A 13889-nucleotide genomic window follows, 5' to 3' on the forward strand; every position below is an offset into this window, starting at 1 on the left:
CTTTCACAAACAAAAAAGCCCGCAACAGCGGGCATGGGGTGGATGCCCTCGCGGGCGGTGTTGGCCGAAAGGCCTAACTAGTCAGGAGCGGTTGCCCCAAATGGAAAATGTCTGCATCGCACCATTGCGGGCGTCTGCGTCGTCGAATGCGTCATTGACCTCACTCACAGGCGTAACCTGCAACGCGGCGGAAGCACACAGCGCGGCTTCGATCTGCGCCAGCAGCGCATACGCATCCATGCCTGTGTCGTGCCAGACCGTGATCTGCACCAGCGCGTTGCGCTTGCTGCCGAGCGATCCTTCGAGGAACTGCACCGATTGGCCGCCGCCACGCTCCCAGATCACATAGGGCGTCTGGGTCGTGTACGGAGCGGTGTTCAGATGCACGCGCGGGCACTTCGTCTTGAGCAGTACGATGAGGTCGGTTTCAAGGCTCATGACGCCCTCGCCAAAACACGTTGCAGCAGTTCGTTCTCGGCGGCGCGGTACGCAGCGTCGAAGGCCGTAGCTGCATTGCGCACAAAGAACTTTCCGGGCACATGCACAGGCGTGTCGAGCATCACATAGTAGGCGGCCTTCTGCGCCGCGCTCGCTCGTCTACCGGGCTTTGGCTTGCCCTCCATGCCGGGACGCACCATGGGCCGGATCTGGCCGTCGTTGCCCTTGTAGTAGCGGTAGCGTCGCAGGTAGCCGTACTCAACGAGGTGCCCATGCGGCGCTTTCTTGCGGTTCCACGACACTTGGTACTCAGCGTTGCGCCCCTCTTCCGAGTTCGTCTTGCTGTACACCTGATAGATGGACGACGCCAGATTGCCGGACTTCTTCCCGATCTGCGCGACGTTTGCTTGCACACGCTCATAGAGCACCTGCACGCCAGCCTGCGCAGCCGGTCGAATCGCCTTTTCCGCCTCATCCCCGAGTTGGTCAAGGTATGCCGCGAGGCCCGATGTGTCGATCTCAGCCGTGAAAGTGCGAGCACCTGTGAGCTTTGCCATCACATCACCTCTTCGCAAACGAGATCGATAAACACGCGCTTGCCGTCCACCGCCAGCGGTCCAGCCTTGACGTTGTAGATCCGCTCGCCGTGCACCACCCGCATACCGGGTTTCACGTCATTCCGAAACCGGATGCGAATCGACGTGCGCACGATGGACACTTGCGCGTCGGCTTTGATGGCGGAGAGGCCCGAAGGCTGGCGGATGTCGGCCCATGGTGAGCAAACATCGACCCACTGGTCTTTGATCGGCTCGCCCCATTCGCTCTCGCCATCGCCAAGCTTCTGGATCGTGACTTTGTGGCGGAGTTGTCCGGCTGTGGTCATGGTCAGAATCCGTTCACGATGCGATGCGGACGGAGCAGAGAGCGAGCGCCGAAAGGCAACTGCGCCACAGTCTGCCCCGCCACCACGTCTTCACGATTGGCGTAGAGGTGGCCGAGCGTCAGCAAGATAGCGGCCTTGATTGCGTAGTTGACGACGAGCGGGTTAGCGCCCGCCCCCCCTACAGTCGCAGCGTCTTCCAGCACGTCCTGATCCGCGAACACCTGACGATTCAGATAGTCCATCGCGGACTGTTCTGCGGCCAGTGCGTACAGCGTGATCAGGTTGTCCTCTGGGCCAGCCTCCACACGCAAATGCGCAATGGCCTCGTCAAGTGTCACGAGCATGGTCAGGCTTTCGGCTTGGTCTGTTTGTCGGCCTTGCCTTCCAGCACTTCGAGTTCGCGCGCGGCGTCCTCAAGCTCTGGTGGGCATTCATCACCGGGCTGGTACTCGACGGGGTAGATTTCCCCGTCAGGCACGCCCTTGAAGGTCTTTGCGAACTTCATGGGCGATCTCCTTAGGCTGCGGCGACCTTGAGGGCGCGCATCGGTTCGGGGTTGTGCACACCGCCGCCTACGCGCTTGGTCGTGTAGAACAGTACATAGGGCTTGGCCGTGAACGGATCGCGCAACACACGAACGCCTGTGCGGTCGAACACGGTGTAGGTGCGCTTGAAGTCACCGAACAGGATCGGCACTGCATTCGCGGCCACATCAGGCATGTCCGGCACTTCCGTCGCGACAAACCCGGCAACGGTGCTTGGCTCCCCAGCCACATATGTGGGCTGCCAGAGGTAGTTGCCTTGGCCATCCTTGAGCTTGCGGATCACACCCAGCGTCTTGCGGTTCATCGTGAAGCGCGCGCCGCCAGTGAAGGCGCTCGGCAGGTCATAAACCAGATCGAGAATGCCATCAGCAGTGATTGCAGCGGCCGCGCCAGAATTCACCGTCTTGATTGCGCCAAAGGGGTGCTTCGCTGCGTTCGCGCCACCAGTGACATAGGTCAGGATGCCGAATGGCTTGTTGGTGCCGTTACCAGACCAGAAACCAACGCCTTCTTGCTTGGAAAACTCGGTATCGACCTCATTCGCAAGCCACGACTCCAGATTGATCGCGGAGTCATCCAGCATCTGCTGTGTGGCCGCTGGGTTGGCGTAGATTTCTCCCCATCCGAAGCCCAGCGACGCAAACGTGCTGGTGTTCGTTTGTGGGCGGTCGTCGGTTTCGCCAACCCACCCAGACGATGTGCCGCCCTTGTTGAACAGTTTTGTATGTCCCGCACCGGAAACGGTTTGCACATTCGCCAATGCACGCATTGGCGACACAAGCACCAGCTTGTCGGTGATGGTGCGATCCCATTCGACCGGGGCGAGATAGCCGCCTTCGTCAGCTGCGCCCTTGTTCAGCGCGGACTGGATGTCGCCCTTCTTGAAGTGAGCGCGGAAGGCTTCGCTATATTCCTTGTCCTTCGGGCCAGCACCGCCGCCAGCACTCATTTGGGCAGCTGCGATCTTGGTGTGAGCATCTTCGATTTCCTTGGTGTGCTGATCCATTGCGGCATTCAGCTTGTCCAGCTTCGCTTGCAAATCAGCAGTGCCTGCGCCGTCCTTGAGCGCCTTCACTTCGGCGGCGTGGGTGGCCTTAAATTCCTCGAACGCTTGGCCGAGGGCTTCGATGGTCTTGGTTACGTCAGTCATTGTTTGCCTTTCATGGCGGAGATGAGGTTTTGCAGCGATGTCGCTGCGACTTGGTTTGCTGCCGAATCGCTCAGGCCGCCATTGCCGACCGAATCACTCAGGCCGGACTTGAAATCAGAGAGAAGGGTTTGTGCATCAGTGCGGGACATGCCGCTCGCACGCAAAGCTGCTTCCATTCGTCGCACTGCAGCAGCCTTTGTCTTGGTGTCGGACTCGCCGATCTCGGAGTCATCCATCAGCGCGTCAGCCCAGCCCTTTTCGACTGCCGCAGACCCGCCAATCCATGTCTCTTTGTCCATCATGGACGCGATTTCTTTGGGGTCTACGCCGGTTCGTGCGTGGTAGACATCAGCCATTGCCGCATCAAACGGAGCCATTTGCTCGGCGGCTGCAGCCATGTCGTAGCGGTTTCCTACACAGACTGACCAGCAGTTGTGGATCATCAGGAACGAAGGTCGCCCGATGCGGATTTCGTCAGCTGCCATCGTGATGATCGAGGCTGCGGAGGCTGCAATCCCGAGAACATTTACTGTCACCTTGCCCTTGTGCTCGCGCAACTGGTTGTAGATGGCGATGCCCTCGAACATATCGCCGCCAGGACTGTTGATGTTGACCACCACGTCCTTGTCAGAGCCAATCGCCCGCAGCGCTCCGGCGATACGCTTAGAGGTCACACCCTCGCCGCTCCACCAGTCTTGTCCGATCACATCAAGGATGCTGATGGTGTTATCCGACTCGCTGGCAGCAGCTTGGACTGGCGACCATTTGGCAAGCGCACTGGGAGCAATGAACGAACGAAGTCCGCCAAAGCTCGCTTTCAGTTCAGGTAGTTGTTTGAGGCTCATTCGTTGCCTTTCGTTGGCTCATTGGTTCGGCCACTTGCGCATGCTTCGGGTCGCCAGATTCAGGCAACTCCGAGAGATCACGCACTTCATCCACACCCATCCAAGGCTGATGCCCGCCAGCGCCGAGCGCCTTGGCGAAGAACTCAGCCTGATCCTTGAGAGTGCCGCGCATCAGGGCGCGTTCGTTGAACTTGAAATAGAAACGCTCTTGCTCCGAGTCGGACAGCAGAGAGCGGGATAGCGCCTGCTCCCACGCGGTGAAGCGCGGTGCGAGCGTGAATTGAACGAAGTAGATGGCCAGTTGCTCGATGCCACTGCCCCAGCTCGTGTCGTCCATCATCAGTAGCGGACGAGGCACGCCGTACAGCCGTGCGATTTCCTCAATCTGGTGATTTCGGTTCTCGATCTGCTGGGCATCCTTGGCGCTGGAAGTGAACTTGTTCGCCTTCGCGCCCTCTTCCAAAATCATCCACTTGTTGGCGTTCTCCGCGCCCGCATAGTCGGTTGCAAGCGACCCCTGCATCCGCGTGAATGCGCCATCGGAAAGCTCTCCATCGATCTCAATTGCGCCTCCCGCCATCACGCCTTTCTTGAAGACGTTCCGCGCGGCGGTTTCAGCGGATCGCGCCAACTCAATGACGCCTTGCGAGAGCTTGCGACGAGACAGCCCGCAAACGCCATCGGGCGACAACTCGCGGAGGTGCAGAATCTCGGACTGGTCGAGCCCGATTTGCCCACCCGTCTCTGTCTGCACCGTGTACTTCATGCGCCAGTCACTGCCGAGCTTGGCGTCTACCTTGCTGAACTCCAGTGGAATCAGGTGAATCGGGCGGTTGCCTGCACGGATGATTCGCGCATACGCCGAACCGTCCTGCTGCACGCTCATTTCCATCTGACCCTTGAACTCCATCGGCGTCTGCCAAGGGTTCGGTCGAAGGCGCAGCAGCTTGTGAACCGGGTGATCTTTCGCGATCTCCTTATCCGCGCCAAACTTGTAGATGTTCGTCGGCAACATGCCGATGCCGTTGCAGATCAGAGTGAGGCTGCGGAACGCCGCCATATTGCGCAACATCTCAACGCTGCCTGCGCCTCCGTTTCGGATGAACTCCAGCAGCGCCGGATCATCCAGTCCCGAGAACTGAATCCCCCCTGGAGACTCCGCACGCGGGCGCGACTGTGCCTCCGGCTTGAACCGGAACATGTCGAAGAATTTCATTGTTCGCCCTTACAAGAAGCGGATTCCGCGCGTTTCGTAGACCGATTTGCGCTTTGCCTCGGGGTTTGTTGCCATGATGGAGATCGCATTCAGCGAAGCCATGACCGGGTCAATCTTCGCGGTGCCGCTGGCCTGCTTTGTGATCAACACTGCATTGCCGGATGGCACGACCTTGGCATTGCCGACGCACCAAGCCATCATTTCGGAGCCTGAGTGTGTAAGCTCGCCAGCCTGCAAAGCACGCTCGGCCACCGCCATCGCGCCTGTCAGTTTCCAGCCCTGCGTAATGCCAATGATCAGATCCTCTGGGATGCCTACATCCACCAGCGCCTTGAACATCACCTTGTGGGTGCGCTCCGGGTCAAGCCCGATCTGCGCCAGCAACCCAGCGTCATAGACCTGTTTGCACAGCGCGGCAACCTCTTCCACATCCTGACGCGGGCGCTCGACCACCACCAGATCGCCAGCCCGCTCGAAGTCTCGATATTTCGATTCCTCGGACTTGCGCCGCTCGATGCCGATGGGGTGAATCCAAGCCTTGTTCGCAAGCAAGCAGTGCTCGGACTCTTTCCGACGCCCCTCAACAGCAAAGCCGAGCAAGTCATCCAGCCCGCCGCCATCAATGCCGATGGTCACCACCTCAGACTCACGCAAGATGTAGTCCAGCGTGACGCGCTTGTCGCCGTTCTGCTGCCAGAAGTCGGCGCCTGTCCAGCGGTCGGAGCGGAGATTCATTCCGACTTCGACGTTCCCGTACTTGGCAAGAAACCCCTTCAAGGAAGCCTCGCCCTCGGACTCCGCTTTTCGGTACTCGCGCTCCAGGTACTCACGATCCACCGAGTAACCCAGATTCGGGTTCACCATCGGCAGATTTTCGAGCTTCATGTGCTCTTTCGTCGCCACCAGTTCAGGTGGATGCTCGAACAGGATTGGCACAAACTGCGGATCAATGATCTTGCCGTCCCGCACATCGCGGGCGTATTGCAGCTTCTCCTTGAACACACCTTCAGGAGGCTCATCGCTCTGCGTCGTGATGTAGATGACAAAGCCCTCTGGCCGCGACGCCAGTCCACCCGTCGCCTCGCGCAGCATGTCCTTGGCCTTGGCCTGCTTGCCAAACAGCCATAACTCTTCCACCAGCACACCTACGGACTTCTTGCCCGCTGCTGTGTTCGCGTCTGCCGCGATCACCTTCAGCGTTGCATTCTTTTCTCGATGCGTCAGCGTGCGGACATGCGTCTGAACCTGAATCAGGTCGGATAGCTCGCTCTCGTCCTCGTCGTCATCTCGGTAATGCACCATGTCCTTGGCTGGGCCAAAGCTATTCGCCGCAACCTCAAGCGTGGGAGCAAGGATGGTGAATTCCGCCGACTGCCGCCAATTGCGGATTAGCGTCGTCAACATGATCGACGCAGCCAAGCCGGACTTGAAATTCTTCTTGGGCAGCATGACGAACCACTCTTTGATGAGTCGTCGCCCGCTGTCTACGTCATACGCACCAAAGATTGATGCAGCCAGATCGAACACCCATTGACCACTTGCGTCAGCGATTCGCGGACTACCCGGTGCATCAACAATGCGTAGCTCTCGAAGAACCTCAAGTCCGGCTTCGGCCTCGTCCGGGAAGATCGGCGGCGGAATGATGGATCGGCCCTCTCGGATGCGATCCGCCCAGTCCGGGCATGCTGTTGTCCAGACTGGCTCCATATCAAATTACCTCAAACCTTCTTGCCACCTGATGCCGCCAGCCGAGGCGGTGCAGCCGATGCGAACTTGCCAGCGCCTGCCGCCTTGGCTGCGGCCTGCTTGGCGTCTTTCTTGCCGCCGTTCTCAGCGCGGCGAACCTGCGCAGACAACAAGGCTTTGGCCGCATCCACGCGGAGCTTTGCCTCGCTCCCGTTATCGTTCATCACCGCCTTCAAGAACTTATCCGGCTCATCGTAGATGCCGCTCAGGTTCAAGTATTCGGGTTCTTTGGGTGGACGGCCAGCGCCAGGACGCGAGCCGCCGCTTCGTCCTTTGACTCCGGCCATAACTACCTCATTTGATTTATTTGAATCGGGGGAATTTTTCTGCGCGTGCGAAACAGGTCGGTTTCCAGCCGTCCGACCTCCCAGACTTTCGACCACCCCCTCCCCATCGATCCTGCTGGTTCGCGTCAGATCAACGCAGGTGATGCGATCACGATTCAGCCAGTGCGATACCGCTCCTGCGCCTCTCGCTTCGTCTTGGCCTTATGGCAGTCCACACACCTGACGACTAGGTTTGACTGGTCATTGCTACCACCCTGTTCAAGCGGCTTGTCGTGGTCAACCTCGTTCGAGGCATGCACCCGGCCACAGTCCACGCAGGTGAACGAGCCAGCGACCAAAGCCTTCTGCCTTGTCTTCATCCACTGGCTGCCTCGAATGCGAGGGGTTGCCCCCGCCTTGGTGTCCAGCACCTTGACCCGGCTTGTGTTCAGGATCGGCAGGCTGGATTTAAGCGTCTTGAGCTTCATCCCCATCCTCGGGCGCATAGGGCCGAACCAGTGGTTCGCTGACCTCGTTCACGAATGGGCCGAGTTCACGTACCGTGATCGCGCCCTCTCCATGAACAAGGAACGAGTGATGTGATCCGGGCTGCATGCGGGTCTGACCTGCTTGCGTTGTCACCAGGACTTGCTTGTTGCCGCTGACGGCGATGTGTACTGATGTGGTCATATTGCCTTCTCTGCTTAAGCTTGGATTGACTGTTTCATCTCACCACCTCACGCCACCGCTTCGGTCATCGATGGTGCAAGGGACCACGGAGCGCGGCCCTTCGTTGTACCGCCGAACCATCCGATTCCACTTTGCCGTGAACAGATCCTCGATGGCCCGCTTCAAAAGACTTCTGACCCACTTACGGAACCTGATCTCGGCACACATTTGCCTCTGCCCACGCTTCCTGATTGATCGGATGGAGGTCATGCCCAGGACTCCTCAGCCCAGCCACCGAGCAGCTCATTCATCTTGCGCTGCTCGGCAAGGATCTGCTCCAGCAGTTCGCGCTTGGATGGCTGCAGTTCGCCTTGCCTAAGCGCACGCTTCAAAGCTGCGCCATGAAGCAATGCGGCATTTTCCGCAGGCGAGATGATTCGCTCTCCCAAATGAGCCGCCCGCACCATGTCCTCGTAGTCCCAACGCATCGCCTTCCCCAGCCTCCCCATTGTTACGCCAGCGTCATTTAACTCGCGAATGAAGCCCGCCACATCAGATGTGTGCTTGTACTTTTCATGAATCTGCTTGATGACTTGATCTGTCATGTGCACCTCTCATTGGGTCGCAGGGGCCAAGGCTCCTAGATATGCTCGACGAAGCGGTGAGCCTGCCCTGCGGGAAACAAAAAAGCCAGCTCGACGGCTGGCCTTGGAATTGGTGCCCCATCAGACTGCCACACGGCTGGGGTTGCTGTTCGCTCTACAAGCGCCCCGCGAGCTATCGGAAGGAGATGCCGCGCAATCAATCCACTCATGCGCGGCCCGAGCTTGCTTCGGGTGATGTTGGTGGGCCCGGAAGAATTCGACCCCTCATCGTCCGGTTCGTAGCCGAAAGTCCTGTCCATTGAACGACAGGCCGAGAAATGCAAAAGCCGTCCACTTGGGACGGCTTCGAAGCTGGGTTGGCAGGAGTCAGCAAAGAGTCAACTTATTCAACTGAACCTTGCTTGATGAGGATTTCGAAAGGCCCGACCTCCACGACATCACCAGTGAAAAGTATCTTGTGCTTGACAGCAATTCCATTCACGCGAACACCGTTCATGCTGTCATTGTCTTTCAGGCTGACCAGATTTGACCACCGCTTGATCACCCCATGCACTCGGCTGACAGAGGGCGATGAGAGCTTGATCGTGTTGCCTGGCTCTCGGCCAAATGTGCTGAGGCCCTGCTTTAACACTACCACTCGAACCTCCGAGGTTCCCCTTCTTTTGATGACTATTTCTGGTGTTTGCATCTCGATCTCCTCACCACTCAACATCCAATTGAATAGGCATGTCACTGAATGGGTCGGGCCAGATTTTAGTTATTTGCAAACAATCATTCAGAAACAATAGTCAACAATCATTAACTTTTTAAATCAGATCTCACAAAACAAAAGCCCCGTCCATTTCTGAACAGGGCTTCAACTCCATTGCTACGGTCCACAAACACGAAACCCTCCGCACAGGGAGGGCTCAATCACTGAGTTTTACCGACAAATCGGCCTCCGTGTGCGGAAGGTCGACCCTGTTGGTGCGTCACGCGGCGCTCAGTCGTTAGCGTAATTCTACATCAAGTCTTTTTCGACCGTCAACACACGCGCCAACTGTGCGGCTGAGTCCACCAGCGCGGCAGCCTGATCGGAATGACTGCGAGAATTGAAGCGCCTTCCATTCTTCTCAAGCGTGCATACCGTTTGCCCATTTCTGGTCATGTAGCTGATGCCCCACCCCATCGCCTTCAAGCGCCACTCGACAGGCATGGAGTTCAACCTCCCATGACCTGGCCGGAGTTGCGAGCGAAGCCACAATTTCCGCTCTTCCTCTCGGCCTGGACGCTGATCGGCGTAGCTCCCAAACTCGATTTCCCATCCGCATTGCCGACACCGCGTCATCCAGCCAAATGAATGGGAGCGGCGCACGAAGGTATCGTGATGTCCACAGTCTCCAAGAATTCTTTCATTGACCACCAACTCGTCATCGGATGGCAGCGGATAGCATTCCAAAGGCATGTCCAGCTTGTTCATCACATCCCCCGGTTGATCAGCATCTGGCGGCCTGACACCAGAAGATCGAACAGGCCGTGAGCCGAGACGCCCAATGCCTCGCAAATCCGTCGCGGGCTGCATGGACGCACATAGAGCCAGTTCAAGGCATGTCGGTGTTTCTCAGGCAATCCCTGCACGGCACTCGCAACCTTCGAGGCGTCCGCAATATCCACGGAGACAGCGCCGCCTCTGGAGGTCACATCACGACGCTGAGGCGGTGTGGGCGGGGTCAGCCGAAACATAGGGCAAGAGGACGGAGCACCCCATCCACCGAGGCACCAGCGCCCCCAGTTGGCCAAGCGCTTGTCGACTGGTCGCTGCTCTGGCGACACTGCATTGAAATCAATTGGTTGTCTGTTCAATCGCTGCTCCTTCTGTTCAATCCACTCGCTCAATCACACCCACACGGCCAGCCGCAGCAAGCCTGTCCATGTTTGCCCGCATCCCATCAGCAGCAGCGCGACACGCGTCATCTGATCCAATGAACAGCGGCACGTAATCCATGCTTCGATTCGCAATGAATGCACGGAGATTCGAGCGGAGCATTTCGGCCAGCGGCTCAACATGAAGCGCGCGCTGCGACTGACTCCAAAGCAAGGCGTGGGATTCAAGTTGCATTTCAGGGATCTCACGGCAGTTGGTCATAGGGCAGATGTCCAACCTCGCCGTTGTGCTTCTCGTCATGGCGCTTGGTCATCGTGTGACGGATCGCCTCGGCGGCCTGCTCCACAACGAACTCATCACCAATCACCAGAGGCACATACTCAGTTGCCAAATCCATGCGAAAGGCACCAAGGTGATCGCTCAGCATTTCTGCCAGCGTCTCGATGTGCAGCATCCCTTGCTGTTGGCTCCACATAAGCACCCAGACCTTTGATGGATCGAACGTTGGATGCTCAGCGAGCAAAGGCTGTTTCAAGCTTTTCATGGAATGACTCCTCACGGGAATAGTCAACAAAGGAAAGTGGATAGCGGCGCGACTGCGTCCGGTACTGCATCGAGTCTTTGTCAAACCAGAGCAACTGCGTGTAGTCTTGAAAATCGCCATGGCGGTACTTGGAGAGAATCAGCTTTCCGTCCGCCTCCTCTTGCTTTGCGCGCCACCTGGCCATCGCATCGACATCACCCTCTGCAGGCATCGCTTCGTCCTTCTTGTTGCGCCAGACGGCAAACACGTTGTCGGCGGCGTTGACGATGTCCAGACTCCCCGCGATATCCATCTTGCTCGGCGCTCGCGACTCATCGCGGTCCTTGCGCGGATGGGCAACCATGTGGACATGCACGCCGTAACCTCGGGCAAATGCGCAAATCTTCTGGACAGCCTGCTTCTGCGCAGACAACGCTCCTTGCCCGTCCACAGGCACGTCAAGCATCATCAAACTGTCGATGACGAAATGCGTGATCCCGTACCGCCGCGCTGCGTAGGCGAACACTTCAAGCAATCGCCCCAACTTCGCATTGCCCACGATGTCAAAGACCCATAGGCGTTCACGCAGCCATTCGCCAATGGCGCGGCTGTATTGAGGCGCCGGACGGTCGAGCCCTGACGCTTGTTTGTGAATCCGCTTCAAGTGGCGCGCAGCAGTGAGCTCACCCGAGAACACCACAACACGCTGATCCTGTTTCATCAGCCCGAGTAGGACTTGATCAAGCAGCAGACTCTTGCCGTGACCGTTCCAACCTGTCCATGCGGTGTATTCGCCCGGATGAAACTCGAACCAGTCCAATGGCTTGTCGAGATAGAGGCAAGGATGGCGCGGCTTGTCAGCACTCGGCCAAAACTCCGCAATGACAGCTTCGGTATGGTCGTCAGCACTGACGAGTTCCTCCGGGTCCATCGCCTTGGCTTCATCCACCGCCACGCGGAAATCGTAGGCCTCAGCGCCGTACTGAAGGTACTCGTTCGGGTCCTTCTTCGGCAGCATTACCCGGCGGCAACGCTCCAGCCCCAGACGACGCATGACCTCAGGCGCACCCTTGTCGCCAGCCTCATCGTGGTCAAAGCAGATCGTGATGTCGCTGAATCGCTCCAACCTATCCCAATCCGTTTCGATCCACTGGTGATTGCCTGCTCCTTGGTTGATCGACAACGCAGGAATGCCCATCTGATGCAGCGTCATTGCATCGATCTCGCCTTCACAGATCGTCACAGCGCGCGCCTTCGGATCGATCAGGTGCCAGCCGAAGAGGCAAGGTGCGGCATCCTTTTCCTGCCGCATATCGCCCTTCTTGTCAGGATTCCGATACTTCACATTCAGCAGCTTCTGCCCTGTCTCATCCAGGTACGGAAACACTGCATACGTATTGCCGTTCAGGACCTGCTCACCGACTTTGAATGCCTTGAGCGTTTCTTCGGTAAGACAACGTCCATCCGGCGCAGCGCTTGTGAGCCACTGGTGCACCCGCCCCTTGGGCGTTGAGCAGCGCGGCCTCTCGGGCAAGCGATATTTCTTCTCCGGAGGCTTTGGCGTGATCTCGCGTATCCCGAGATAGTCTTTCGCCTCACGCATCGCTTCCGTCAGCGTCAAGCAGCGGCAGGCCATCCAAAGATCGATGAGGTCACCACCAGCACCCGTTGCGAAGTCACTCCACACGCCCGCTTTGGCACCACCGACACATACCGACAGACTGCCACCCTCTTCACCGCCAACGCTGCCTGCCGTCCATTCACGGCCCTTGCGCTTACCGTTCGGCAACAGGTGCTGGGCAACGTCTTCTGCACGCTGGGCCAGTCGATCCTTGACCTCGGAGACATTCATGCGGCAGCCCCTTCAGGCTGAGCCACGCGCTTGCGATCCCGGAATTCCGTGTAGTTCATCCAGTTGCACTGCGAACCCTCGGCGTCCCACTTCGACTCAAAGCCCGCGAGCTTCCACCATTCGGGCGGCAATGCTGCTGCCTTCACCATCAACGGGTCGCTTGGCGAGAGCGCTGCCGAACCTGCCACGCCGATGGCGGGTTCGTCCTTCCAGCAACCTTTGCTGAGCCAAGTCGCCGGATACGGGATGAACTGACCGCCATCCTTGCGCCATTGCTCGGATCGCGCTTGTATACCGATTGCAGCGACCATCTCGGACACAAGCTCTGGCGTTGGGTTTCGCTTCGCAAATGCCTTGCGAGCATCGTCCTTGGCGACCTTCCGTGGATACGCCGTCCAGAATTCCGCAAACCCATCAGGATCGACTTCGGACTTGCCGCGTCGCCCCCCCTTTGGGGGTTGGGGGGTTTCTTCTTTATTCTTCTCTTTCTCTTTCTCTTTCTCTAGCTCCACAGACCGGCGGATTTCGTCCTCATCTTGTCCGCCATTTGTCCCACAATTGTCCGTATCGGGTGCGGACATCTTGCGCGTGTAGCCCTTGCGTTGAGCGTCTGTTGCACGACGCTTTGCGGACGCGCCGTTATGTTCTGTGAAGTTCAGTAGACAAACTCCGTCAGAAGTTTCCGCAAGCCATCCAATTCCGCACAGTGCTTTACCCAGCCCTTGTACGCCGGTTTTGCGGTCGATCTGACGCAACGTGAGGCCCGGCATGAATCCATCTTCAGTGTGTTGGTCTGCCGTCGCCCACAGCCAGTAGAGAGCGCCGACCACGGCGGCCTCACTGGTGTCGGTCATCTCCACCAAAGCGGCAACACGCGGGTCGTCCCACAGATTGCCGCGCATCTTGATCCAGTCGCCTGCCATGAGGTTCAGCCCTCCTGAATTTCACCGCGAGCAACTGCCGCGTCGTAGTCACGCTCGGCATGCTCACACTTCAAGTTGAATGCGCGCTCGTCCTCTTCGGCATCTGGCAACGCCTGCTCCAATGCGTAAATCAACTTGCGCACATTGGCGCAGGGAACAATAAGGAACTGAAGCTGCTTGTCGGCAAAGTCTTGGCTCATCACGACGACACTGCCCTCATCGCCGCCAACATAGACGGCGAGCTTGTCGTACTCGTGATCTACGACCATGAGACCTTCGGCGCGCATCTCGTCCCAAGACGGTCCAGCGATCTCTGTGGTCTCGCTGTCAATGGGTTGATTGTTTTCAGTCATGCTCACCTTTC

General features: G+C 58.2%; 20 protein-coding genes. All 20 read right to left on the bottom strand.

Features of this window, described 5'->3' with window-relative positions; genetic code table 11:
• Nucleotides 1-81: 81 nt before the first annotated feature.
• Nucleotides 82-438, bottom strand: coding sequence for a DUF3168 domain-containing protein (locus G7048_RS03760; RefSeq protein WP_166066866.1), 357 nt, complete (start codon nt 436-438; stop codon nt 82-84).
• The gene (locus tag G7048_RS03765; RefSeq protein ID WP_166066867.1) at nt 435-995 is read right to left on the bottom strand and encodes an HK97 gp10 family phage protein; all 561 of its coding nucleotides are present in this window, start codon (nt 993-995) and stop codon (nt 435-437) included. The genes G7048_RS03760 and G7048_RS03765 overlap by 4 nt, the downstream gene beginning before the upstream one ends.
• The gene (locus G7048_RS03770) at nt 995-1321 is read right to left on the bottom strand and encodes a phage head closure protein (RefSeq protein WP_166066868.1); all 327 of its coding nucleotides are present in this window, start codon (nt 1319-1321) and stop codon (nt 995-997) included. The genes G7048_RS03765 and G7048_RS03770 overlap by 1 nt, the downstream gene beginning before the upstream one ends.
• Before the next feature lie 2 nt (nt 1322-1323).
• On the bottom strand, nt 1324-1665 hold the full coding sequence (locus tag G7048_RS03775; RefSeq protein ID WP_166066869.1) for a head-tail connector protein: 342 nt from the start codon (nt 1663-1665) through the stop codon (nt 1324-1326).
• A gap of 2 nt (nt 1666-1667) precedes the next feature.
• Nucleotides 1668-1826 carry a hypothetical protein gene (locus tag G7048_RS03780; protein WP_166066870.1) on the bottom strand — a complete coding sequence of 53 codons (159 nt, stop codon included), beginning with the start codon at nt 1824-1826 and terminating at the stop codon, nt 1668-1670.
• 11 nt (nt 1827-1837) lie between these two features.
• The gene (locus tag G7048_RS03785) at nt 1838-3016 is read right to left on the bottom strand and encodes a phage major capsid protein (protein ID WP_166066871.1); all 1179 of its coding nucleotides are present in this window, start codon (nt 3014-3016) and stop codon (nt 1838-1840) included.
• The gene (locus G7048_RS03790) at nt 3013-3861 is read right to left on the bottom strand and encodes a head maturation protease, ClpP-related (RefSeq protein WP_166066872.1); all 849 of its coding nucleotides are present in this window, start codon (nt 3859-3861) and stop codon (nt 3013-3015) included. The genes G7048_RS03785 and G7048_RS03790 overlap by 4 nt, the downstream gene beginning before the upstream one ends.
• A complete protein-coding gene (locus tag G7048_RS03795) occupies nt 3839-5077 on the bottom strand; it encodes a phage portal protein (protein WP_166066873.1) in 1239 nt (412 codons plus the stop codon). The genes G7048_RS03790 and G7048_RS03795 overlap by 23 nt, the downstream gene beginning before the upstream one ends.
• 9 nt (nt 5078-5086) lie before the next feature.
• Nucleotides 5087-6784 (bottom strand): terminase large subunit, encoded by a 1698-nt coding sequence (locus tag G7048_RS03800; RefSeq protein ID WP_166066874.1) that lies wholly within the window; start codon nt 6782-6784, stop codon nt 5087-5089.
• A gap of 11 nt (nt 6785-6795) precedes the next feature.
• Nucleotides 6796-7110 (bottom strand): hypothetical protein, encoded by a 315-nt coding sequence (locus tag G7048_RS03805; protein ID WP_166066875.1) that lies wholly within the window; start codon nt 7108-7110, stop codon nt 6796-6798.
• Between the two features lie 155 nt (nt 7111-7265).
• Nucleotides 7266-7577: an HNH endonuclease gene (locus tag G7048_RS03810; protein ID WP_240933156.1), complete on the bottom strand. Its 312-nt coding sequence runs from the start codon at nt 7575-7577 to the stop codon at nt 7266-7268.
• Nucleotides 7558-7779: a hypothetical protein gene (locus tag G7048_RS03815; RefSeq protein WP_166066876.1), complete on the bottom strand. Its 222-nt coding sequence runs from the start codon at nt 7777-7779 to the stop codon at nt 7558-7560. Before G7048_RS03815 ends, G7048_RS03810 begins: the two co-directional genes overlap by 20 nt.
• 245 nt (nt 7780-8024) lie before the next feature.
• Nucleotides 8025-8363 carry a hypothetical protein gene (locus G7048_RS03820; protein WP_166066877.1) on the bottom strand — a complete coding sequence of 113 codons (339 nt, stop codon included), beginning with the start codon at nt 8361-8363 and terminating at the stop codon, nt 8025-8027.
• A 382-nt stretch (nt 8364-8745) separates the two neighbouring features.
• Nucleotides 8746-9051: an FHA domain-containing protein gene (locus tag G7048_RS03825; RefSeq protein ID WP_166066878.1), complete on the bottom strand. Its 306-nt coding sequence runs from the start codon at nt 9049-9051 to the stop codon at nt 8746-8748.
• Between the two features lie 312 nt (nt 9052-9363).
• Nucleotides 9364-9822 carry a hypothetical protein gene (locus G7048_RS03830; RefSeq protein WP_166066879.1) on the bottom strand — a complete coding sequence of 153 codons (459 nt, stop codon included), beginning with the start codon at nt 9820-9822 and terminating at the stop codon, nt 9364-9366.
• A 399-nt stretch (nt 9823-10221) separates the two neighbouring features.
• Complete coding sequence (locus G7048_RS03835) at nt 10222-10488, bottom strand: hypothetical protein (RefSeq protein ID WP_240933157.1); 267 nt, start codon at nt 10486-10488, stop codon at nt 10222-10224.
• A complete protein-coding gene (locus G7048_RS03840; protein ID WP_166066880.1) occupies nt 10472-10771 on the bottom strand; it encodes a hypothetical protein in 300 nt (99 codons plus the stop codon). The genes G7048_RS03835 and G7048_RS03840 overlap by 17 nt, the downstream gene beginning before the upstream one ends.
• Nucleotides 10740-12602 (bottom strand): toprim domain-containing protein, encoded by a 1863-nt coding sequence (locus G7048_RS03845; protein ID WP_166066881.1) that lies wholly within the window; start codon nt 12600-12602, stop codon nt 10740-10742. Before G7048_RS03845 ends, G7048_RS03840 begins: the two co-directional genes overlap by 32 nt.
• Nucleotides 12599-13525 (bottom strand): hypothetical protein, encoded by a 927-nt coding sequence (locus G7048_RS03850; RefSeq protein WP_166066882.1) that lies wholly within the window; start codon nt 13523-13525, stop codon nt 12599-12601. The genes G7048_RS03845 and G7048_RS03850 overlap by 4 nt, the downstream gene beginning before the upstream one ends.
• Before the next feature lie 5 nt (nt 13526-13530).
• Nucleotides 13531-13878: a hypothetical protein gene (locus G7048_RS03855; RefSeq protein ID WP_166066883.1), complete on the bottom strand. Its 348-nt coding sequence runs from the start codon at nt 13876-13878 to the stop codon at nt 13531-13533.
• Nucleotides 13879-13889 lie beyond the last annotated feature (11 nt).

The organism is Diaphorobacter sp. HDW4B (assembly GCF_011305535.1).
Taxonomy (GTDB): domain Bacteria; phylum Pseudomonadota; class Gammaproteobacteria; order Burkholderiales; family Burkholderiaceae_C; genus Diaphorobacter_A.

Coding starts and splice junctions, on each gene's coding strand:
- G7048_RS03760 (WP_166066866.1), bottom strand. CDS start 438: ATGAGCCTTGAAACCGACCTCATCGTACTGCTCAAGACGAAGTGCCCG.
- G7048_RS03765 (WP_166066867.1), bottom strand. CDS start 995: ATGGCAAAGCTCACAGGTGCTCGCACTTTCACGGCTGAGATCGACACA.
- G7048_RS03770 (WP_166066868.1), bottom strand. CDS start 1,321: ATGACCACAGCCGGACAACTCCGCCACAAAGTCACGATCCAGAAGCTT.
- G7048_RS03775 (WP_166066869.1), bottom strand. CDS start 1,665: ATGCTCGTGACACTTGACGAGGCCATTGCGCATTTGCGTGTGGAGGCT.
- G7048_RS03780 (WP_166066870.1), bottom strand. CDS start 1,826: ATGAAGTTCGCAAAGACCTTCAAGGGCGTGCCTGACGGGGAAATCTAC.
- G7048_RS03785 (WP_166066871.1), bottom strand. CDS start 3,016: ATGACTGACGTAACCAAGACCATCGAAGCCCTCGGCCAAGCGTTCGAG.
- G7048_RS03790 (WP_166066872.1), bottom strand. CDS start 3,861: ATGAGCCTCAAACAACTACCTGAACTGAAAGCGAGCTTTGGCGGACTT.
- G7048_RS03795 (WP_166066873.1), bottom strand. CDS start 5,077: ATGAAATTCTTCGACATGTTCCGGTTCAAGCCGGAGGCACAGTCGCGC.
- G7048_RS03800 (WP_166066874.1), bottom strand. CDS start 6,784: ATGGAGCCAGTCTGGACAACAGCATGCCCGGACTGGGCGGATCGCATC.
- G7048_RS03805 (WP_166066875.1), bottom strand. CDS start 7,110: ATGGCCGGAGTCAAAGGACGAAGCGGCGGCTCGCGTCCTGGCGCTGGC.
- G7048_RS03810 (WP_240933156.1), bottom strand. CDS start 7,577: ATGAAGCTCAAGACGCTTAAATCCAGCCTGCCGATCCTGAACACAAGC.
- G7048_RS03815 (WP_166066876.1), bottom strand. CDS start 7,779: ATGACCACATCAGTACACATCGCCGTCAGCGGCAACAAGCAAGTCCTG.
- G7048_RS03820 (WP_166066877.1), bottom strand. CDS start 8,363: ATGACAGATCAAGTCATCAAGCAGATTCATGAAAAGTACAAGCACACA.
- G7048_RS03825 (WP_166066878.1), bottom strand. CDS start 9,051: ATGCAAACACCAGAAATAGTCATCAAAAGAAGGGGAACCTCGGAGGTT.
- G7048_RS03830 (WP_166066879.1), bottom strand. CDS start 9,822: ATGAACAAGCTGGACATGCCTTTGGAATGCTATCCGCTGCCATCCGAT.
- G7048_RS03835 (WP_240933157.1), bottom strand. CDS start 10,488: ATGACCAACTGCCGTGAGATCCCTGAAATGCAACTTGAATCCCACGCC.
- G7048_RS03840 (WP_166066880.1), bottom strand. CDS start 10,771: ATGAAAAGCTTGAAACAGCCTTTGCTCGCTGAGCATCCAACGTTCGAT.
- G7048_RS03845 (WP_166066881.1), bottom strand. CDS start 12,602: ATGAATGTCTCCGAGGTCAAGGATCGACTGGCCCAGCGTGCAGAAGAC.
- G7048_RS03850 (WP_166066882.1), bottom strand. CDS start 13,525: ATGGCAGGCGACTGGATCAAGATGCGCGGCAATCTGTGGGACGACCCG.
- G7048_RS03855 (WP_166066883.1), bottom strand. CDS start 13,878: ATGACTGAAAACAATCAACCCATTGACAGCGAGACCACAGAGATCGCT.